This is a genomic window from Blautia sp. ZXY-1-B12 (genome assembly GCF_056339915.1).
Genome location: NZ_JBWJVP010000025.1, coordinates 25,923 through 47,843, shown reverse-complemented (window position 1 = coordinate 47,843; position 21,921 = coordinate 25,923). Strand labels below are relative to the sequence as shown.

Genomic DNA, 21,921 nt, shown 5'->3' with positions numbered 1-21,921 from the left:
CAGTAATCATCAAGTTACTGTTCACTGGTAATATCCCGCGAGGTGTTTTTTGTGAGTGAAGGTCACAGAAAACCCGAGACATACCGCGCGAATTTATGCGATTAGCATAAAGTCTGTGCATCGCGAAGCGTGTTGCTGTGAACGGAGTGAACAGTAACATCATCAATCCATATGGTTCTTTTTTTCGCATCATATTTTCTTGTAAAACAGACAGTATCGCGGTATAATATGGGTATATAATTTTAGCAGGCTAATCACTTGTTATGCTTGATAAAGGAGGCCGAAAATGAGTAAAAACAAGCACAAATTTCTTACATTTGCTGCTCTGATGACCGGCGCAACTGTTGCTGTTCATTTCATTAACCACACGATTGCTACTGCTGCACAATTAAAACAGATGCTCCACATTTCTAATGACAATTACTTTGAATGGCGCTTTGGGAACATTTATTATACCAAAAAGGGAACTGGGTCACCGATTCTTTTGATTCATGACACTTTACCTGGAGCTTCCGGGTATGAATGGAGCAAAATTGAAGACGAACTGGCAATTGACCATACCGTATATACTGTTGATTTGTTAGGATGCGGACGTTCGGACAAATCCAGCATTACCTATACAAATTTTGTTTATGTTCAGATGATCAGTGATTTTATCAAAAAAATAATTGGTCAGAAAACAGATGTGATTGCAAGTGGTTTTTCAGGCTCTTTTGTTACTATGGCCTGTCACAATGAGAAAGAACTTTTTAACAAAATCATGCTGGTAAATCCGCCCAGCCTGACTCAATTAAAACAGATGCCAAACAGAAAGGACCGCCTGTTAAAAGCAGCTCTGGAAATTCCGATTTTCGGAACTCTGGTTTATCATATGATCGTATCACGTGATAATATAAATAATCTTTTTATCGAGAAGATGTATTATAATCCATTCCATGTGGATAATCAAATGGCAGATGCTTATTATGAAGCAGCTCATAAAGGTGGATATTATACCAGATTTTTGTACTCCAGTCTTGCAGCTAAGTATATAAATATAAATATCTGTCATGCACTTAAGGCACTGGATAACAGTATTTATATTGTTGAAGGTGAAACAGAGCCAAACGGAAAGGCTGTCACTGATGATTATTGTGCCTCCAACCCGGCTATTGAAGTTTCTGTTCTCAAAGAAACAAAACATCTTCCACATGTTGAAGCACCTGAAGCGTTTCTTGAACAGGTTAAAATCTTCTTTTAAGCCTTATATTTAAGCCAGAATGAGTCGACGAGTTGATTTTGAGACAGTTTTGAAGGATAAATTTTTTTATTTCAAGTCGGAAGAAGGCGACGTTGCGGTGACTACAGCAACCGAATTCGGACAAAATATACCGCAAAATGGGGCGTGCAGATTGTGGGAATGATTTTTCAAACACGCTCTAATACAACAAAAAATGAGGCAGGCATATGTAAGAAATTCTATATGCCTGCCTCACTCTTTTATAGATTCGTTTATTCTTTTACTCTTCTGTACTGTCCGTTTCCTGAGAATCTGTATTCTCCTCTTCGGATGTATCAGAATCGTTTGTTATGCCGGCTGTTTCAGATGTACTGTCATCGGACTCTTCTATGCTCTCACCTGGCATATCTGTTGAATCTGATTTAGTATCATCTGTTGTTGCTTCGTCTGAATCTGTCTTATCTGAACTGTCTTCTTCTGTTCCGACAACTGATTCAAATGCTGTGAACAGTTCTTTTACATTCATCTTATTTACGAGATATACTTTATTATCCACCACTGCCGCATAATAGTTTGTATCGTAGCTATAGTATGCAACTTCCTGTGTATCACCGTCTTCTTCTGTAAATATAGCTGTCAGTTCTGCATCACCGTCAGGTTCATATTTATCTGTCAGACGTTTCTGAGCCGTCATGTTGATCAGTTTATTGTAGAATGTTGTAAATGTTGTTTCATCCAGATCAGAACCATTCAGTTTATAGGTAACTGTTTCTGTATCGTTTCCATCATCATCTGTGGATGTTTCACGTGAAACATTTACTTTATAATCACTGCCCTGATAATTTACTTTGAGGCTTCCGAGGCTGTTTAAAGATACATAACTTACTGTCATATCCCAGAAGTCTTCTTCTGATTTATCAGTTAGCGCGGACAGAGTATCCGTTGACATCGTATAGACTTCATTGCTGTCATTTACCATGACATATCTGCTGCTGTCATCTGTTTCATTTCCAACAAGAATTGTAAGCTGCTTATCTGCCATCTTAGTTTCTTCTTCCGAAGAATCCTCATTGTCTGATGCACTGTCTGAGTTTTCTGATGTTTCATCTTCTGCTTCTTCACCGTCAGTATCTTCAGCCTCAGATGTTTCATCCGTAGTTTCACTTACACTTTCGTCTGATTCTGTATCCTGTTCAGCATCGTCACTGTTTTCTTCCACAGATGAAGCATCTTCATCTGCCGTCTCACCGGAAGCTGTCGTATCATCTTGTGTGTCTTCATCAGTGTCATCATCAGCAACTTCTTCCTGATAATCTACTGTGATTGTTGCATATGGTTTATCCAGACCATATTTGCTCTTGTCGTCACATTTATAATCTGCAAGTGAACTATATGCCATGCTTCCGAATGAAGATACCAAAGAACTTACGGTAGCTGAGTCTGCTTTTTCTTCATCCTCGCTGCCTTTTACTGACCAGGTACTTGTATCTTCGTCTTTTGATAATTCATAGGAATTATCGCCGTCTACAGAAATTTTTGTAATGGTATCTGTATTGGAAATTGCAGGGAAATCTTCCATCTGCGCATAATCATTCAATGATTTGGCAAACGGCTCTACGCAGGAAGAATCTATCAGGTATACTGTCTTCTCATCATCATCTTTTCTTACATAATACTGACTGGTGGAGGAATTTTCATCTCCCACATACAGTGTAGTTGTTATGTCATCGCCATCTTCCTCATCAGATTTTGTTACAATCTTAATCGTGTTTGACGGAGAGTCCAGACCATATTCTGAAAGATCATCTACGTCCTCCAGAACTCTGTCTGAATCGACAGATGCAATAGCAGATGCTGCACTGTCCAGAGTAGTCTGATTTACCGGAAAATCTGTTTCGTCTTTCTTTACCCAGCTGTCATCATCTTTTTCAAATGTTGTCTCTGTATCATCAACCATAAAATCCAGAGATTTAATGTTATCTGTTGATGCAGTAAATACAGTTGTGCTTTCTTCAGAATCTTCTTCGGATTCTTTCTGCTCCTGATGGGCTACGTAGGTTTTTACACCTGCGTAAGCCCCGCAGCAGACACCAAGAACTACAACTGCAAGAACCATTTTTACAGTTTTATTCTTCATTTAAGCTTTTCTCCTCTTCATCCAAACTGCAAACCCTACAACAAGGAAGAATCCAGGAATCAGACCGATGGTGCAGATCTTCCAGAATGCAGCATCATAGTCTGTAAGTGTCAGATTAGATACAGACAGGCTCTTGGATGGGATAGATACGGTTGCACTGTCTTCTGTGTCTGTCATCCACTTCAGAGATTCGATGATCAGCTTCTCATTTCCGCCGGATACCATCTGATTTACCTGTGATTCCATCAGATTGGAAGTTGAATAGTATACGATCTGCGTTTCTTTGTCATCATCCAGAGTCTCTGTGATGCTTACTCCCAGATCAAATGGGCCAGCTTCGTCTCCGTCTTCTTTCTCCAGAGTATCACTGTTCAGATCTGTCTTGGAATATGCCTGGTCTGATGTGGTGAGGATACTGTTGATCGTTACGGTATCTCTTACATCATCCATTTTTTTGATTCCCTGTGCATATGGTACAAGTACATAATATCCTCCGGAAACAGTCTCAGAGCTTGCATCTGTGCTGTTTATAGTCGGAACCAGATAATATGGCATCTGCATTGCATAATGCTGATTATCACCTTCAAATACGATTCCAGCTTCTCTCTGAACACCATAGTTTTCCAGAACTGCATCAAAGTTTGGCAGGTCTTCTGTTGTATAATCAGAGAAAATCATCGCCTTTCCGCCATTTTCAAGATAATCAATAATAGCAGTCTTTTCATCTTCTGAAATATCTGTGGATGGAGAATCAATGAACAGGCAGTCTGCATCATCCGGAACACTTCCCTCTGTAAGAAGATTCAGAGACTGAATATCCATGTTTGCCTTCTCGATGTCTTCTTTGATAGTAGAATCCATCTCCTTCTCACCATGTCCCTCGAGTGTATAAAGGATCGGGAGATCTTCGGATGTTACATATCCGATCGCACTTGTGATCTGACCTTCACCGTCGAAACCGGTGGTCTGAGAGCTGTAGGTCTGATAATCAATTGTGCTCTCATAGATATTGTTGTAATCAATGACTTTATTTCTGTCGCCGCATACAACGATCAGACTGTTTGCAGAAAGATCATCACTTGTATATTCCGTTACAAATTTAGGATTTACTACAGGATCCTTCTGCTCTACTTTAATATGCTTGGATTCATCTTCATATTTCTTAAGCAGATTGGTAATATTCTCATCTTCAGAACCGCTCTGTGCAATCTGGTAAATTGTTACGTCCTTGTCCAGATCTTTCAGCATTGCTTTTGTATCATCACCAATACTGTAGAGTTTCTGGCTGCTGATATCAATTTCTGAATATTTGGACGGAATCGCATTTACGATCATGTTGAGCACTACAACTACTGCAATAAATATCACTGACATAACCATTGTGTAAGAGCCGTTTTTGATATGCTTCTTACTGATGGTGCCAATCAGTTTCTTTTTGTCAAATTTTTTATGGTTATTATTTTTCATCTTTTCTTTCAGTTTCATTTTCTTTCACCTCCCCACTAATTCCAGCGTCTCTTCAAAATAGACTGTGTTGTAAGGAACAGGCATACTGCGATCACAGAAAGAAAATATACAATTCCTTTTATATCAAAGATGTTACTTGTAAAATTATCAAAGTGTCCGCTCAGATTAAACACATCCAGGACTTTCTGAATACCGCCCTCAAAAATACTGGATTTTACTACATAAATAATAATCAGTGCCACTTCTCCGATCACACCGATCACTGCTGAGATCAGAATATTCTTGATCATGGTATAGATAATGATGGCTGCTGCCAGGATCAATAACCCAAATGTCACGCATGTCGACATAGATGTCTGAGAGAAGAATGAAGAAATACCATTCATCATGTAAAATGCAAATAAGAAAACAAATGTGAGTACCGCTGCAATTACCTGGCTCTCAGTTAATGCTGACATAAATACACCGATTGCAATATTTGCACATCCCAGGAGAAAGAATCCCAGGACTGCTGTATATGCAGATGCAAACTCTACTGTGCCAAACCTGGACATAATCAGCGGATAAGTACACATAACTGCCATCGGAACAGCAAATACAGTTACCAGTGCAAGATATTTACCTATTACAATACCGCTCACAGAAACCGGTGCTGTCAGAAGCAGCTGATCTGTTTTCTGTTTTCTTTCCTCTGCAAGTACACGCATAGTCAAAATCGGTACTCCGATCAGGAATGCAAAGGTAATTGCACTTAAGGTGTATTCAAATTTCGGATATGCTGCTGAAAGCTGATATGCTGAAAAATAAATACCTGTCAGTACAAGAATGAAAAAGATAAATAAATATCCTACCATGGATGTCAGGTAACTTTTCAGCTCTCTTTTATATATAGCTGTCATGGTTATTTCTCTCCCCCTTTATCATTATTCTGTTCTTCCGGTATTTCTGCTGATGTCTGTTTTACGTTTGTCTCGTTTGATTTACCGGCATCAGTATCTTTATCTTCAGGTGTATTTGGGACTTCGTCTGCAGATATTGGTTTATCAGATGCAGTAAGTTCAAGGAAGATTTCCTCCAGTGATACTTTCCTAGACTTCATCTCATAGATTGGGCTGTTAATCTCCGACATTTTGTAGAATACTTCTTCCCGAATGTCATTCTGCTCCTCTGTTGAAACTTTCACACTCCAGAGATTCTGTTTCTCATCTTTTTCCATTGTTACGCTGTTGACTCCCTCGATTCCCTCGAGAGCCTGCCTGATCTGTGTTTTTTCACCTTTAATAAGCATCTCCAGAGTATTGGATCCTTCTGCAAGTTTTCCAAGATTCTCAGGAGTATCGCTTGCTACCAGTTTTCCATGAGAAATGATCAGCACGTAATCGCATACCGCGCTTACTTCAGAAAGTATATGCGAGCTGAGAATAACGGTATGTTTCTTTTTTAATTCTTTAATTAAGGTTCGGATTTCAATAATCTGTTTAGGGTCAAGACCTACTGTCGGCTCATCCAGGATGATCACCTCCGGATACCCCATAATCGCCTCAGCAAGACCAACTCTCTGTCTGTAACCTTTTGACAGGTTCTTTATCAGACGGTTTCTCATGTCTGAAATCTTTACCATATCCATGACTTCTTCGATCATGTTTGCTTTTTTATCTTTTGGGATTTTCTTGAGATCTGCCACAAATTTCATGTATTCCAGGACAGTCATATCAAAATAGACCGGCGGCTGTTCAGGCAGATAACCGATACATTTCTTTGCCGCTTCCGGTTCTTCGAGGATATCGTGTCCGTCAATTTTGACGGTTCCTTCGGTGGATGCGATGTATCCGGTTATCATATTCATTGTAGTGGATTTTCCTGCACCGTTTGGCCCCAGAAATCCATAGATTTTGCCTTTCTCTATTTTAAAGGAAAGGTGGTCAACTGCCGTATGGTTACCATATCGTTTGACCAGATTGTTTACTTCAATCAATGTGTTCTCCTCCTCTTAATTTTTGCCAAAATAAAATATAGAAAATGTCCCCAGGTGAAACAGAGAATGGGGGAACCCGAGGACATCTCTATAAAAATAGTTTATGATGAAGTTGTGATGAAATTAGGATAAAAGTGTGATTATTCTGTGATGTTTGTTTGAAAAAAATAGCTGTCCCGAAATCTCGGCATTTTTTGCCAGAAGATTTCATGAGACAACTATACATAGATTTATTATGACAATGGTTCTTTTAATGGTGTTCCTGCTTTACGCGGATACTTTCCAGGTGTAGATTTTTTCTTATTTATAATGACAAGGGATCGGTCAATCTCGGAGTCCGGCAATTTAAAGTATGTGATGTCTTTCACCTGACCACCGAGGATATTGATTGCTTTCTCTGCTTCTTCTGCCTCTTCCTGTACAGTTCCTGATTTATAGGAAATGAAAGTTCCTCCTATCTTTACATAAGGAAGACAATATTCTGACAGAGTTGCAAGGTTTGATACTGCCCTGGATACACAGAGATCATATTTCTCACGATACTCTTTATTTTTTGCATACTCTTCTGCTCTTCCATGAATCGCCTTAATCCCTTCTAATCCAAGAAGCTCAAAACTTTCCTCAAGGAAGTTTACCCTCTTTTTCAGAGAATCCAGCAGACATGCCTCCAGATGTGGAAAAGCAATTTTCAAAGGCACACCTGGAAATCCGGCACCTGTACCGATGTCCATAATTGTTTTTACTTTTGTCATATCAATGGCTTTTACACAGGCAAGACTGTCAAGAAAGTGCTTTGTAAGAACTTCCTCAAACTCAGTAATACCTGTCAGATTCATAACCTTATTTTTTTCTACCAGAAATTCATAAAACTGGATAAACTGATTTTTCTGCTTCTGGCTCAGCTCTATACCCAGTTCTCTGCATCCATTTTCCAATGTCGTCAGATTATACGGCATGTATTATTCTCCTTTTTCTACCTTTATTTATTATTTTTGTATATTTTACAGGGTTGTTTTATGTGTTTTTATGATTTTATCTGTTATTTATAGTCCGTTATTTTACTCTTTTATGTACTATTTTAATATTTTTTGCCAATTTCTTGTTTTTATAAGCACATTAAAGCGTATTATATTAATTATTTCGTACTGGAAAGATACACCAGTAAAACTGATATATCAGCAGGAGAAACTCCTGAAATTCGGGAAGCCTGTCCGATTGAAATCGGTCTGTATGCTTCCAGTTTCTGACGTGCTTCGATTCTCAGACTTCCAACTTTCTCATAATCAATATCTGTCGGGATTTTCTTTGCTTCCAGTTTCTTAAACTGTTCTACCTGTTTTAACTGTCTGCGGATATATCCATCATACTTGATGTTAATGTCAACCTGTTCCTGTACATCCCATGGCAGCTCCGGACGTTCTTTATCAAGTGGTTTGATTGCTTCATAAGAAAGTTCCGGACGGCGGATCAGTTCTGCCAGAGTGGTTCCGGATTTCAGCGGTGTGCTGTTATAGCTTTCCAGAAGGGTCTGAACCTCTTTGTTTGCTCCGATATTTGTATGTTCTACTCTGCTGATCTCTGTTTTTATCTGTTCTTCTTTCGTAAGGATTTTCTGATAATCCTCTTCACTGATGAGCCCTGCCTGATATCCCTTTTTACGAAGTCTCAGATCCGCATTATCCTGTCGGAGAAGTAATCTGTACTCCGCTCTGCTGGTCATCATTCTGTATGGCTCATGGTTTTCTTTTGTTACCAGATCATCAATAAGAACACCAATATAAGCCTCAGAACGGTCAAGAATCAGCTGTTCCTGACCTTTAACTTCCAGAGCAGCATTAATTCCTGCGATCAGTCCCTGCGCCGCTGCTTCTTCATACCCTGAGCTTCCGTTAAACTGACCGCCGCTGAACAGTCCTTTGATTTTCTTAAATTCCAGTGTAGGATATAACTGACGTGGATTAATACAGTCATATTCGATGGCATATGCATTTTTTACGATTTTTGCATGTTCCAGTCCCGGTACGGAATGATACATTTCTTCCTGCACATCTTCCGGCAGAGAGCTGGACATTCCACCAATATACATCTCATTTGTATAGAGACCTTCCGGCTCAATAAATACCTGATGACGATTCTTATCTGCAAAACGGACTACTTTATCTTCAATTGACGGGCAATAACGCGGACCGGTTCCTTCGATCATACCGGAATACAATGGAGAACGGTCAAGGTTTGCACGAATGATCTCATGAGTTTTCTCATTTGTATATGTCAGCCAGCAGGATTTCTGCTCTATCTGAACATCTTCCGGATTAGTTGAGAATGAAAATGGTACAACTCTCTCATCTCCAAACTGTTCCTCCATTTTACTGTAGTCAATTGTATTTCCGGCAATACGGGCAGGTGTTCCTGTTTTAAAACGGAACATTTCAATTCCCAGCTCTTTCAGAGAATCAGTCAGGTAGTTGGCTGCCTGCAGTCCGTTTGGTCCTGTATAATTACTTACATCACCGTAAATACATCTTGCTTTTAAATAAGTTCCTGTACAGAGGACCACAGCTTTACAGTTATAAGTTGCACCGGAATATGTTTTTACCCCTGTAATCTTTCCGTCCTCGACCAGAAGTTTTGTTACTTCTCCCTGTTTAATAGTCAGATTAGGTGTATTTTCAAGCGTTTTTCTCATTTCATTGCTGTATGCCTGTTTGTCAGCCTGCGCACGTAAGGAGTGCACTGCAGGTCCTTTGGAACAGTTAAGCATTTTGGACTGGATAAAGGTCTTGTCAATATTTTTTCCCATTTCACCGCCCAGGGCATCAAGCTCTCTTACCAGATGGCCTTTGGAACTGCCACCTACGTTCGGGTTACATGGCATTAATGCGATACTGTCTACACTTACAGTAAACATCACTGTATTCAGGCCCAGGCGCGCGCCCGCAAGTGCTGCTTCACATCCGGCATGACCGGCACCGACTACAACAATATCATAATCTTCTACTAACGTTCTCATTTTGTCTCCTTTTATTTTACAACTGCTCATTCTATTCTTTCAAAAATCGCCGAAGGCGATTTTTTGATTTTTATTTACCCATGCAAAACTTGCTGAATATCTCATTTACCAGATCTTCACCAACAGACTCTCCGAGGATTTTACCCAGATTTTCATATGCATTCATAAGATCTATAGAAAAGAAATCTTCCGGCATTCCCATTTCGATACTGTTTCTGACCAGATCAAGGCTTCTGTCAGCCTCTTCCAGTGCTGCTTTATGACGGGCATTTGTAATATATACCTCATCATTAAAGGAAATCTCTCCTCCAAAAAACATATCTTTAATCTGTTCTTCCAGTTCTGTAATGCCTTTTTCTTCTTTTGCAGAAATCGGAATTACAGGATGTCCTGTTTTTTCTTCCAGGATTTCCGGCTGGATTTCCGGCTGAAGATCAGTTTTATTATACAGGATAATCGCCTTTTTTCCAGTAAGCATTTCCATGATTTCTTCATCATTTTCATCAAGCGGAACAGAAGAATCCACTACATAAAGAATCAGATCTGCTTTCTGTGCCATTTCTCTGGCTCTGTCTACCCCTATTTTTTCCACAATATCCTTTGTTTCCCGGATTCCGGCTGTATCAATAATCTTCAGAGATATTCCATGAAGTGTGATATATTCCTCCAGAATGTCTCTGGTCGTTCCTGCAATATCTGTCACAATAGCCCGGTTTTCTCCGATCAGAAGATTTAACAGTGAGGATTTTCCGGCATTTGGTTTTCCAAGGATAACTGTCTGGATTCCCTCCTGGATCATCTTTCCGTCAGAAGAAGTTTTCAACAGGCGCTTCACTTCTTTCTGTTCATTATCCACAACTTCCAGAAGTTCCTGGGGATATCCATCCAGACTGATATGTTCCGGATCATCCAGTGCCGATTCTATATATGCAATGTGATAAATCAGCTTTTCTCTGATATCTCGGATTGCTTTCTGCACAGAACCTCTTAACTGATCCATGGAACTGCGAAGCGCATATTCATTTTTCGCCTGTATAACATCCATAACAGCCTCTGCCTGGGATAGATCCATCCGTCCGTTCAGGAAGGCACGTTTGGTAAATTCTCCTGGTTCTGCAATTTCGGCACCATTTTTCAGCACTGTATCCAAAACCCTCTGCATAGCATATACACCACCATGACAGTCTATTTCTACTGTATCTTCTCCTGTAAAAGTCCTCGGTGCATGCATGATCATTACCAGAACCTCATCAATCAGTTCCTCTCCATCATAAATATATCCATAATGAATGGTATGAGTCGGAACTTCTTTTATTTTTTTCTTCCCGCCTTTTGATCTGTAGATACGGGAAATCACATCCATGGCATTCTCGCCGCTGATACGGATGATTCCGATTCCGGACGCACTCATGGCTGTGGAAATTGCTGCGATTGTTGTTTCCATTTTTTTCTCCTCACTTGCCTGTTCTATAATAGTTCCGCCCCTGCGGAACAGTAGACTGTTACAATAATTCTGTCATCTTATATACATAACAGGAAAATCACACTGACTACTGTTATTTTTTCGTTACTTTTCACACACCACTATCCCGCGAGGTGTTTTGGCATGAATATGCCAAAATCCCGAGACATACAAGCCAAAATTCCATTGCCGCAGGCAATCTGGAATGAATTTTGGCTACGTTACTGAGAACGGAGTGAACAGTAACATTTTTTTCTGCAAGTGTGTAATCTCTCTGGTATATATACAAGACTTTCCGTAAAATAAAAATGTTACTCCAGGCAAAAGTACACACGCAAAGTTACGTGCTATTCACGCTTTCACCTAGAATAACATTCTTTTTTCATATCTGCAATGAAGCAGTCATATTATTAATTTCTTTTTAATTTTACCACTACATGACGGTAAGGCTCTTCACCCTCACTGACTGTCTCAACGAATTTATTTCCCTGAAGAGCAGAATGGATAATTCTTCTCTCATAAGGATTCATTGGCTCAAGAATAACCGGCTTGCGGGTTTTTCTTACTTTATAAGCAATACCTCTTGCAAGGTTCTCAAGAGTTTCTTTACGGCGCTTGCGGTAATCTTCTGTATCAAGTTTTACACGAATGTAATTTGATTTACCTTTATTTACCACAAGACTCGTCAGATACTGAAGAGAATCCAGAGTCTGGCCTCTCTTGCCGATAAGGATTCCCATATCTTCGCCTTCAAAGTCAACTTCCAGACTTCCGTCCGTTGTGTTATATTCAGATGTAATCTCTACTTCTCCAAGATTCATGGACGCAAATACATCACGAAGGAATACCTTTGCTCTGTTTTCTACTTCTTTAATCTCTTCCGGATCTGTAAGGATCTCAACAGGCTTTACCGGTTTAGTCGTCTTTTCTCTGACTTGTTTCTCTTTTGGCTCTCTGAATTCTCTCGGCTGTTTTTCTTTTGCAGCCCTTTCCTTTACAGGTTTTGGCTGTCTTGGTTTCTCAGAAACAGCTTTCGGCTCTTTGATTTCTTTCTTTACCGGTTTTATAGCTTCCGTTTTCTTTTCTTCCTGAACCGGGGCTTCCTCTTTGAAGGAATCGAGTTTCACTGTCTCTACGATCTCCTTCATTTCTTCTTCCTCAGAAACCGACTCAATCTTACGAACCTTAATTACTGCAGGCTTGCTTCCGATTCCGAAAAATCCGTTGCTGCCTTCACTTATTACCTGAATCTCAAGCTGGTCACTGGATACGCCAAGCTCGATACATGCTTTTGTAATTGCTTCACTCTTTGTTTTCGCTGAAAACTGGATATAATCCTCCATGCCAACCCCTCCGTTCCTGACTACTTCTTCTTATTACGCTCATCAAATGCTTTTACCAGATTGGCCTTTGCAGTAATGCTGCCAGGTTTTGCATTCGCAGCGTCTTTGTAAGCTTCTTCAACCTTCTTGGCTCTTGTCTCAACATTTGTATTGCTGCTGCCTTTTTCAATCTTATTGATATTCTTGGCGCTCTGATGGGCCTGATTTGTAATCTTCTGAGGTGGAAGTCCCGCTTTCTCACGCTTCTTTTCCATCTTCTTCATATTCTCACTGATCAGGTCTTCAATCTGGATCTTATCCATCTTTTTATTGATAACAACCTGCTGCACACTTCTTACTGCAGCACTTGCTACCCAGTAAATACCAAGACCTACAGGGAATGTGAAACAGAATACTGCTGACATCAACGGCATTACCATATTCATTGTCTTCATGGAGTTCATCATTGCATCCTGCTGTGAATCGCCGCTCTGCTGTGCTGCCTGAGGCATCAGTTTTAAGTTGATCATCTGTGTAGCCCACGCAAGAATCGGGATAAGAATCGCAACGATAGCAAGAAGAGCAGATCCACCTACAAAAGCTGCTTTAATATAAGTCAGTGGCTGATCAGCGATATTCAGACCAAAGAAATTCTGCACATGTGAAATCTCTTTTGCAGTGCTGTTCAGCGTATCAGTAAATCCTGCAAACTGGCTTGTCTCAGCAAGTGTTTTCCACTGGGAAGGTGATAATGCATACAAAAAGTCTGTGACTGAATTACTTGTAGCTTTACTTCCATCCATAATAAGCTGAACTCTTGTCATCTTATTATCTGTGATAAACTGCTGAAGGATATCTGTATATCCGTTTACACCTGTAATACTGGTAACTGCAGATGCAAGGATATCCCTTACACTTCCTACATATGCCGGAATTTTATAAATTACCTGATATAAGGCCATCAAAATAGGGAACTGGATTGCAAGCTGTACACAGCTTCCTGTAGGAGATACGCCGTATTTCTGATATACAGCCTGTGTTTCCTCCTGCATTTTCTGCATTGCAGCAGTATCGTTGTTTTTTCCCTTGTACTTCTTTTGAATTTTCTGAAGTTCCGGCTGCATGATTGCACTCAGCTTAGAGAATTTCTGCTGTTTGATCTGCAGTGGGGTCATAAGAGCATAAATAAGGATACTGAAGATGACAATACAAAGACCGATATTCTGAATTCCAAAGATATTCAGCAATCTGTAAATACCATCCATGATCCATCCCATAACGGTCGCAAGCTGACCAATGATAGGAGTGCTGCTCTTTGTCGCTAAAATCATTTCCAAGTTCATTTCCTCCTAGAATCCATAAATGACAGGAGGTTCCTTCGATCGATCAATATTCAATTTTCAAGTACATTCCTGTCTTTACGGTACAGGGTCATAGCCTCCGTGGGAAAAAGGATTACAGCGAAGTATCCTCCATACCGCAAGAAGACCACCCTTTAATGCACCATATTTTTCGATTGCTTCTAAACCATATTGAGAACATGTGGGAATATAAGGACATTTTGTTCTCTTCATCGGTGATATATACTTTTGATAGAGTTTAATTATTCTGATCAGAAACTTCTTTATCATTGTTCTTACCTGCTATGCAGTGCTTTCCCGCCAGATGCATCAGCGCACTCTCTATCTCTTGATAGGTTCTGTCCTTTGCCTGTGGGCGTGCAACTACTACAATGTCCAAACTGTTTTCAAATTCCGCTTCATTCAACCGATAACTCTCTCTTATCAATCTGGTGAGTCTGTGGCGAACCACACTATTCCCTACTTTTTTACTTACTGATATTCCCAGACGATTCTTCATGTACTGATTTTTCAGTACGTACATCACCAGATACCGATTACCTTTTGATGTTCCATTTCTGTATACTTTTTGAAAATCTTGATTTTTTTTTAAGGACTCTGATCTTTGCATAGAATCCCCTTTCCTGATCTCTTTTTTAAGAGAAGAAAAGACCACATAATTGCGGTCTTATTCTTAGGCTGATAAATGCTTTCTTCCTTTTAATCTTCTGGCAGCTAATACTTTACGACCACCCTTTGTGCTCATACGAGCTCTGAAACCATGAACTTTTGCTCTAGATCTCTTTTTTGGCTGAAATGTCATTTTCATAGGTAAAGCACCTCCTTTATCTATTATCCATGTTAAATTTTGTAACTTTTTAAGTATGACAGACACCGGATTCTACAGCTCTCCTGCCCGCCAACTTTACTTATTAGAACATCATTTCAATTATATTCATAAAGGGTGGATTCGTCAAGTATTATTTACACAAAGATTTAAATGGTTTTTTATGCCATTGTGGATTACATAATTGGTTTACGTAATATTATCCACATTTTGTGGATAACTTGTGGATAACTTGTGGAATACCTATATATCTTTCCACTTTCTCCTGTCTATTTTACACATATCTTCAAAAAAATGCTTTTATTTCTACTTTTCTTACTGTGCATAAAATTATCCCCATTTTTTATCGTTTTTAAAAGAATAACGTCACATTATGGTAACCGGAATTGGCTTTTCCACTGTTATCCACACTAATCCACATAAAAAGTGGGGATAACTTTTTTCCACATTTCCCTCAAATATACATTGCGAAAACAGGCATTTTATTATAATATATATAAGGATATTTATGTCTTTTTTAAGAATACGGTCAGAGTTTGTGGAAAACTCAATATTATCAATACACACTTAATATAGAAGTAATACGAACCGGGAGAACCAGAAAATGAACAAAGTTGTGGAAAAATGGGACGAAATCCTGCAAATCGTCAAGACAGAACATGATCTGTCCGACGTTTCTTTTAATACCTGGCTAAAACCACTTACTGTTTACGAAGTAGTTGACAATGTTGTCACTATTATCGTGCCTTCAGAGCAGGTAGGTCTCAATTATATAAGTAAAAAATATAAACTTCCACTTCAGGTAACGATCAGTGAAGTTACCGGAATGGAAAACTGTGACATCAATTTCATATTGCCGGAAGATGTTCCGAAAAAAGAGGAAGTTTCTCCAAAAGCGCAGTCTCAGGACGCACGCTGCGAGGAAGCTCATTTGAATCCAAAATACACTTTTGATACCTTTGTAGTCGGAAGCAATAATAAATTTGCCCAGGCAGCAGCTCTTGCAGTTGCCGAATCCCCGGGTGATACATACAATCCGCTCTTTATCTATGGCGGTGCAGGTCTGGGAAAAACTCATCTGATGCATTCTATTGCTCATTTCATTATTGATCATGATGAAAACAGCAAAGTACTTTACGTTACCAGTGAAGAGTTTACCAACGAACTGATCGAAACAATCCGTAATGGAAATAACTCGGCAATGACCAAATTTCGTGAAAAATACAGAAACATTGATGTTCTTCTTGTCGACGATATTCAGTTTATTATAGGAAAGGAATCTACACAGGAAGAATTTTTCCATACCTTTAACAGCCTGCACAGTGCCAAAAAACAGATTATTATTTCGTCAGATAAACCTCCAAAAGATATGGAAATCCTGGAAGAACGTTTCCGTTCACGATTTGAATGGGGCCTGATCGCAGATATCACACTGCCGGATTACGAAACCCGAATGGCAATTCTTCATAAGAAGGAAGAAATGGATGGATATGATATTAACGAGGAAGTAATCAAATACATTGCAAACAATATTAAATCCAATATCCGCGAACTGGAAGGCGCGATCAACAAGGTGATGGCTTTTGCCAAACTTGAAAAAAAGGAAGTTACACTTGAACTTGCCGAACAGGCGTTAAAGGATATTATTTCTCCTGATGAAAAGAAAGTCATCACGCCGGATTATATTATTTCCATGGTTGCTGAACATTTTGATGTTACAGTGGATGACCTCTGTGGAAATAAGCGTAACTCCAAAATTGTAACCCCCCGCCAGATTGCCATGTATTTATGCAGAGAAATCATCTCAACTCCGCTGAAATCTATCGGAAAATGTCTTGGAAATCGTGATCATACTACCATTATGCACGGCATCGACAAAATTGAAAAAGAAATCAACAACGATGAAAACCTTAAAAACACCATTGAAACTTTAAAGAAAAAAATTAATCCACAGGGATGAGGATAACTGACTGTATAACATGTGTATAAGATGTTGATTGAATGTGTATAAGTGTGTATAACTTTTCGCCGCTTTTTTGGCGCTTCGGTTATACACAAGTTATACACATACTTTAAGCACACCTTTACACGAAGTTATCCATATCTGAACTCCTTGAAAAATCAACCTTCAATGGAGTTTTTCACATATTCACATCCCCTACGGCGGCGACGACGGATTCCTTTTATATATTTATCTATAAAAAACCACATCACCCAAGAAAGGAAGTTATACACATTATGAAAATCATTTGCCAGAAAATCAACTTGCTCAAAAGTGTAAACATCTCACTGAAAGCAGTTCCCTCTAAAACAACAATGCCAATTCTGGAATGTATTCTGATTGATGCTACTACAAACCAGATCAAATTTACTACTAATGATATGGAACTCGGTATAGAAACAATTGTTGATGGAACCATTGAAGAAAAAGGAATTATTGCGCTGGATGCAAAAATTTTCTATGAAATCATTCGTCGATTGCCAGACAATACGGTAACTATTAAAACAGATGAGAAACTTACTGCCACCATTACCTGTGAGAAAGCAAAATTCACGATACCTGGTAAATCCGGAGAAGATTTTGCATATCTCCCACTGATTGAGAAAGAAGAAAGTCTTACTATCTCTCAATTCACATTAAAAGAGATGATTAGACAGACTATTTTCTCAATTGCCTCCAATGAAACCAATAAGCTGATGACCGGTGAACTTTTTGAAATCAAAAATAACTACCTGAAAATAGTATCTCTCGATGGACATCGTATTGCGATCAGACGTATGGAACTGAAAAAAGATTATGCTGACCGCAAAGTGGTGGTACCTGGCAAAACACTTAATGAGATCAGTAAGATTTTATCCGGTGAAATTGATGATATTGTAAATATTTATTTCTCAAAAAATCATATTTTATTTGAGTTTGACCAGACTATTGTTGTTTCCAGATTAATCGATGGAGAATATTTCCGTATTGATCAGATGCTTTCCAGCGATTACGAAACCAAAATTAAAATTAATAAAAAAGAATTTCTGGACTGTATCGACAGAGCCACTCTGTTGGTAAGAGAGAGGAGAAAAGAAACCGATCATTATTGAAATTACAGATAATTCTATGGAATTACGTATTGATTCTGCAATGGGTTCCATGAATGAAAATATTGATATTGATAAAGAGGGCAAAGATATCCTTATTGGCTTTAATCCAAGATTTCTGATCGATGCACTCAAAGTAATCGATGATGAAACAATCAGTATCTACCTCGTAAATCCAAAAGCACCATGTTTTATCAGGGATGACGAGGAAAATTACACATATTTGATTCTGCCTGTAAATATCAACCAGAATCAGGCAAGATAGGGAGTAAATGAAAATGGAAGAAATTAAGATCAGAGATGAATTTATAAAACTGGGACAGTTACTGAAACTTGCAGATATGGTTCAGGACGGGGTTGAAGCGAAATATGTGATCACTGACGGACTGGTAAAAGTAAACGGAGAGGTAGATGACCGTCGTGGCCGAAAGGTTTATGAAGGTGACATCGTTTCTTATGATGGAAAAGAAATTAAAGTGATCAGGTGAATAAATGTATATTGAATCTGTTCAGTTAAAAAATTTCAGAAATTATGATTCTCTGGAACTCGATCTGGCACAGGGGACGAATATATTTTACGGCAATAACGCTCAGGGAAAGACCAATATCCTGGAGGCACTTTATCTTTGCGGAACTACAAAATCGCATAAAGGAAGCAGAGATAAGGATATGATTCAGTTTGGAAAGGATGAATCTCATATCAGGATGATGGTAAAAAGAGATGAGCTTTCCTACAGGATTGATATGCATCTTAAAAAGAATAAAGCAAAAGGCGTTGCGATCAATGGTCTTCCTATCCGGAAGGCCAGTGAGCTTTTCGGAGTAGTTAATCTGGTGTTTTTTTCTCCTGAGGATCTGAATATTATAAAAAATGGTCCGGGTGAGAGAAGGAGATTTCTTGATCTGGAACTGTGCCAGTTAGATAAAATATATCTTACAGATCTGGCTTCATATAACCATATTGTAAATCAGAGAAATAAATTGCTGAAGGATCTCAGTGTTCAGCCTTCACTTAAAGATACACTGGATATCTGGGATATACAGATGGCTGAATATGGACGGAAGATTATTGACAAGCGCAGTGAATTTATTAAAGAACTAAATGAAACGGTTCGAAAAATACATGGTAATCTTACAGGGGGATTGGAAGAACTGAACGTTATTTATGAACCGGACTGTACAGCAGAGAAACTGGAAAGTACCATTTGTGCCAACAGAGAAAGAGATATGAGGATGAGACTGACATCCGCAGGCCCACACAGAGATGACCTGTGTGTAATGGCAAATGGGATTGATATCAGGAAATACGGTTCTCAGGGACAGCAGAGGACAGCGGCACTTTCACTTAAATTATCAGAAATATATATAGTAAAGAGAAAAATAAAAGACACACCGGTTCTGCTTTTGGATGATGTTCTGTCCGAGCTGGACAGCAGCAGGCAGAATTATCTTCTGGACAGTATCAGTGATATCCAGACATTGATAACATGTACAGGGCTGGATGATTTTATCAGTCATCAGTTTCAGATAAATAAGGTATTTCAGGTAGTTCAGGGAACAGTATCACAGCCTGTGTAAGAAGAAACAATCTTTTGACAAGGGTACGGGCTTATGATACACTGAGCGTAATTATGGAAAGTTGGTGAATGCATTGGATAAAGAAGAATTTCGGATAAAACTTGAAGAGATTAATAAGCTGGTTCAGGACAAAGATTATAAAGGTGCCATGAACATTGTAGACAGCATAGACTGGAGACGCGTCAAAAATGTCCGCACCTTATGTGTTGTCGGTGAAATATATGCAGCAAACGGAAGATATGAGGACAGTAAGGAGATTTTCCTTCTTGCATATCATAAGGCATCTATTGGAAAAAATATTCTTTACCGTCTGATTGAGATCTCTCTGCGAATGGATGATATCAATGAAGCAGAAGAATTTTTTGAAGAGTATAAGCAGGTGGCTTCGAATGACAGTACACAATATATTCTGCAGTACAAGATTGCAAGGGCAAAAAATTCTTCATTAAATGAGCAGATCAGAATCCTGGAAGAGTATAAAGAACAGGAATTTACAGAGAAATGGTCATATGAACTGGCAGCCCTGTATTACAAAGCAGGAGAAAAACAGAAATGTCTGGATTTATGCAATGAAATCATTCTCTGGTTCAGTGAAGGCAAATATGTTATGAAAGCCTATGATCTTAAAATGAGAATGGGTGAGCTGACAGGTGCTGAGAAAGCAAAATTTGAGAAACAGTTTGTTCCGAAACTTCTTACACCAGAGCAGGCGAAAGAACTGGAGAAGAAAAAAACGGAAACAGAAGTAAAAGCGCAGGAAGAGCCTGAAGCTGAAGAAGTGGAAGAAACGACAGAAAACAATGAGCCGGAAGTTCAGGTCAGCATGGAAGGCATTCAGGAAAAGATTTCAAAGGGGATCAGGGATGTCTTTGGAGGTAAGACTCAGGAAGAGAAAGAAGAGTTTCCGGAAGAATCCATGGATATGGTTAACGAGGCCGGTATCACCAGGGAAGATGAGATTCCGGAAGAAATCATAAAGAGTGATGCGTCACAGAAAGAACCTGAAAATGTTCCGGAATTGGAGGCAGAACCTGAAAAACCGGGGGCAGAACCCATGGCTGCAATTAAGATGCCTGAATTAAATATTCCGGCATCCATGAAAAATATGGAACTGAGCAAACCGCCGAAAGTTGAGGAAGTTGCTGAGACGAAACTGAATATGGATTCTTTTGATCTGGAAGGGAAAGAGTTGAATCTGGAGGATACGATCCTTGCTGCTGCCAGTGCGCAGGGAATTGAGATTCCGAAGGAAGAAGAGTCAAAAACAGAAGAAGTACAGGAAGAAAGTTCAGAAACTGATGTTGATGATAAAGAAATAAAAGCCCATGATATTTCAGAGGAACTGGAAGAACCGGATTTCCTCAGCGGAGATATACAAGATATAAAGGTTGCTGATCCAAAGCCGGATGAAGAACCGAAAAAGGAAATACCGGTGCAGCCGGAAATAGAAGAAGCTGAAGAAGAAGATGAGGTTACAGAAGAAGATCTCAGAAGAGCTGAAGAGGAATTTCTCCATGGACCGATGGGGAATACAGATCTGAATCCGGAAGATGATACAGAGGGAACGGAAGAAGCCCAACCCCTGACAGAAGAAGAGGAGCTGGAACGTTTTATAGAATCTATCCAGCCGGAAAATGGAGCAGATCCAAGGGATATTGTACCAAGAGAAAAAGAACTTACAGATGATGAGAAGCAGTTATTTACATATTTTGTAAAGGTTCCGGGTATGAAAGAGCAGCTTGTGGATACTTTATATGATGTACAGATGGCTGCAGCAGACAAGACTTCTAAAACTGGAAATATTATTGTGATGGGCGGTAAGGAATGCGGAAAGACCAGACTGATCTCAGGCCTGATTCCGGCAATCTGTAAAGAACTGAATCTGGAAGCGTCAAAAGTAGCATATGTTTTTGCAGATCAGATCAACGGAAAAAATATTTATAAGATTTTTTCAAAGCTGGCAGGTGGCTTTCTTGTGATCGAAAATGCAAATCAGCTGACACCGGAAACAGTAGAGATGCTTGACAAAGCCATGGAAGTTAACACAGACGGACTTACAGTAATCGTGGAAGATGAGAAGATTGGTATGCGAAAACTGATTGCCAGATATCCGAAATTCGCAAAGAAGTTTACTTCAATGATCAATATTCCTGTATTTACCAATGATGAACTTGTCAATTTTGCAAGGGTTTATACAAAAGAGAATGGTTATGCTATTGATCAGATGGGAATGCTTGCGCTGTATAATCTGATTGGAATTAACCAGAAAGAGGATTCTCCTATGAATGTTGGCGCAGTAAAAGAACTGATAGATGCTGCGATTGCAAAATCACAGGGAGGAATCCGTAAATTTAAACGAAATGTATCTAAGAAACGTATAGACAGAGATGGATATATTGTTCTGTACGAGAAAGATTTTACTAAATAATGCGTATTTGTACAGTTACAGGTAATAAAGAAAAAGGAGTAAAGAT

The 21,921-nt window shown here is 39.2% G+C and carries 17 protein-coding genes and 2 pseudogenes; 6 read left to right on the top strand and 13 right to left on the bottom strand.

Annotation, left to right across the window (positions count from 1 at the left end; genetic code table 11):
* The first annotated feature begins 286 nt into the window (after window positions 1–286).
* The gene (locus tag AC075L_RS01980; protein WP_008708024.1) at window positions 287–1,240 is read left to right on the top strand and encodes an alpha/beta fold hydrolase; all 954 of its coding nucleotides are present in this window, start codon (window positions 287–289) and stop codon (window positions 1,238–1,240) included.
* Between the two features lie 66 nt (window positions 1,241–1,306).
* Here the strand turns inward: AC075L_RS01980 and AC075L_RS01975 are convergent.
* From AC075L_RS01975 to rpmH, 13 genes and pseudogenes are all read right to left on the bottom strand, one after another.
* Window positions 1,307–1,378 (bottom strand): annotated as a pseudogene (locus AC075L_RS01975) (hypothetical protein); the annotation flags it as partial.
* A gap of 121 nt (window positions 1,379–1,499) precedes the next feature.
* Window positions 1,500–3,356, bottom strand: coding sequence for a DUF4340 domain-containing protein (locus AC075L_RS01970; RefSeq protein WP_025578452.1), 1,857 nt, complete (start codon window positions 3,354–3,356; stop codon window positions 1,500–1,502).
* Window positions 3,357–4,841: a GldG family protein gene (locus AC075L_RS01965; RefSeq protein ID WP_055150982.1), complete on the bottom strand. Its 1,485-nt coding sequence runs from the start codon at window positions 4,839–4,841 to the stop codon at window positions 3,357–3,359.
* 17 nt (window positions 4,842–4,858) lie between these two features.
* On the bottom strand, window positions 4,859–5,722 hold the full coding sequence (locus AC075L_RS01960; RefSeq protein WP_025578455.1) for an ABC transporter permease: 864 nt from the start codon (window positions 5,720–5,722) through the stop codon (window positions 4,859–4,861).
* Between the two features lie 2 nt (window positions 5,723–5,724).
* A complete protein-coding gene (locus AC075L_RS01955) occupies window positions 5,725–6,798 on the bottom strand; it encodes an ABC transporter ATP-binding protein (protein WP_008708017.1) in 1,074 nt (357 codons plus the stop codon).
* A gap of 233 nt (window positions 6,799–7,031) precedes the next feature.
* Window positions 7,032–7,754 (bottom strand): 16S rRNA (guanine(527)-N(7))-methyltransferase RsmG, encoded by a 723-nt coding sequence (gene rsmG, locus AC075L_RS01950; protein WP_025578457.1) that lies wholly within the window; start codon window positions 7,752–7,754, stop codon window positions 7,032–7,034.
* A gap of 179 nt (window positions 7,755–7,933) precedes the next feature.
* On the bottom strand, window positions 7,934–9,808 hold the full coding sequence (mnmG, locus tag AC075L_RS01945; RefSeq protein WP_055060218.1) for a tRNA uridine-5-carboxymethylaminomethyl(34) synthesis enzyme MnmG: 1,875 nt from the start codon (window positions 9,806–9,808) through the stop codon (window positions 7,934–7,936).
* 70 nt (window positions 9,809–9,878) lie between these two features.
* A complete protein-coding gene (gene mnmE / locus AC075L_RS01940; RefSeq protein WP_026649417.1) occupies window positions 9,879–11,252 on the bottom strand; it encodes a tRNA uridine-5-carboxymethylaminomethyl(34) synthesis GTPase MnmE in 1,374 nt (457 codons plus the stop codon).
* Between the two features lie 428 nt (window positions 11,253–11,680).
* A complete protein-coding gene (jag, locus tag AC075L_RS01935) occupies window positions 11,681–12,613 on the bottom strand; it encodes an RNA-binding cell elongation regulator Jag/EloR (protein WP_008708008.1) in 933 nt (310 codons plus the stop codon).
* A gap of 20 nt (window positions 12,614–12,633) precedes the next feature.
* On the bottom strand, window positions 12,634–13,923 hold the full coding sequence (locus tag AC075L_RS01930) for a YidC/Oxa1 family membrane protein insertase (protein WP_029676933.1): 1,290 nt from the start codon (window positions 13,921–13,923) through the stop codon (window positions 12,634–12,636).
* 87 nt (window positions 13,924–14,010) lie between these two features.
* Window positions 14,011–14,223 carry a membrane protein insertion efficiency factor YidD gene (gene yidD, locus AC075L_RS01925; RefSeq protein WP_008708006.1) on the bottom strand — a complete coding sequence of 71 codons (213 nt, stop codon included), beginning with the start codon at window positions 14,221–14,223 and terminating at the stop codon, window positions 14,011–14,013.
* On the bottom strand, window positions 14,192–14,563 hold the full coding sequence (rnpA, locus tag AC075L_RS01920) for a ribonuclease P protein component (protein WP_008708005.1): 372 nt from the start codon (window positions 14,561–14,563) through the stop codon (window positions 14,192–14,194). The genes yidD and rnpA overlap by 32 nt, the downstream gene beginning before the upstream one ends.
* A gap of 63 nt (window positions 14,564–14,626) precedes the next feature.
* Window positions 14,627–14,761 (bottom strand): 50S ribosomal protein L34, encoded by a 135-nt coding sequence (gene rpmH, locus AC075L_RS01915; protein ID WP_008708004.1) that lies wholly within the window; start codon window positions 14,759–14,761, stop codon window positions 14,627–14,629.
* 622 nt (window positions 14,762–15,383) lie between these two features.
* On the opposite strand from rpmH, the gene dnaA reads away from it, so the two are divergent.
* The 5 genes and pseudogenes from dnaA to AC075L_RS01890 all read left to right on the top strand — a co-directional run bounded on the left by dnaA (window position 15,384) and on the right by AC075L_RS01890 (window position 21,875).
* Window positions 15,384–16,739 carry a chromosomal replication initiator protein DnaA gene (gene dnaA, locus AC075L_RS01910; protein ID WP_008708003.1) on the top strand — a complete coding sequence of 452 codons (1,356 nt, stop codon included), beginning with the start codon at window positions 15,384–15,386 and terminating at the stop codon, window positions 16,737–16,739.
* Window positions 16,740–17,017: 278 nt separating this feature from the next.
* Window positions 17,018–18,134 (top strand): annotated as a pseudogene (gene dnaN / locus AC075L_RS01905) (DNA polymerase III subunit beta).
* 13 nt (window positions 18,135–18,147) lie between these two features.
* Entirely contained in the window at window positions 18,148–18,357 is a 210-nt protein-coding gene (locus AC075L_RS01900; protein WP_008708001.1) for an RNA-binding S4 domain-containing protein, read from the top strand.
* Window positions 18,358–18,361: 4 nt separating this feature from the next.
* Window positions 18,362–19,447, top strand: coding sequence for a DNA replication/repair protein RecF (recF, locus tag AC075L_RS01895; RefSeq protein WP_008708000.1), 1,086 nt, complete (start codon window positions 18,362–18,364; stop codon window positions 19,445–19,447).
* 73 nt (window positions 19,448–19,520) lie between these two features.
* Window positions 19,521–21,875, top strand: coding sequence for a tetratricopeptide repeat protein (locus AC075L_RS01890; RefSeq protein ID WP_226839649.1), 2,355 nt, complete (start codon window positions 19,521–19,523; stop codon window positions 21,873–21,875).
* The last annotated feature ends 46 nt before the right edge of the window (window positions 21,876–21,921 follow it).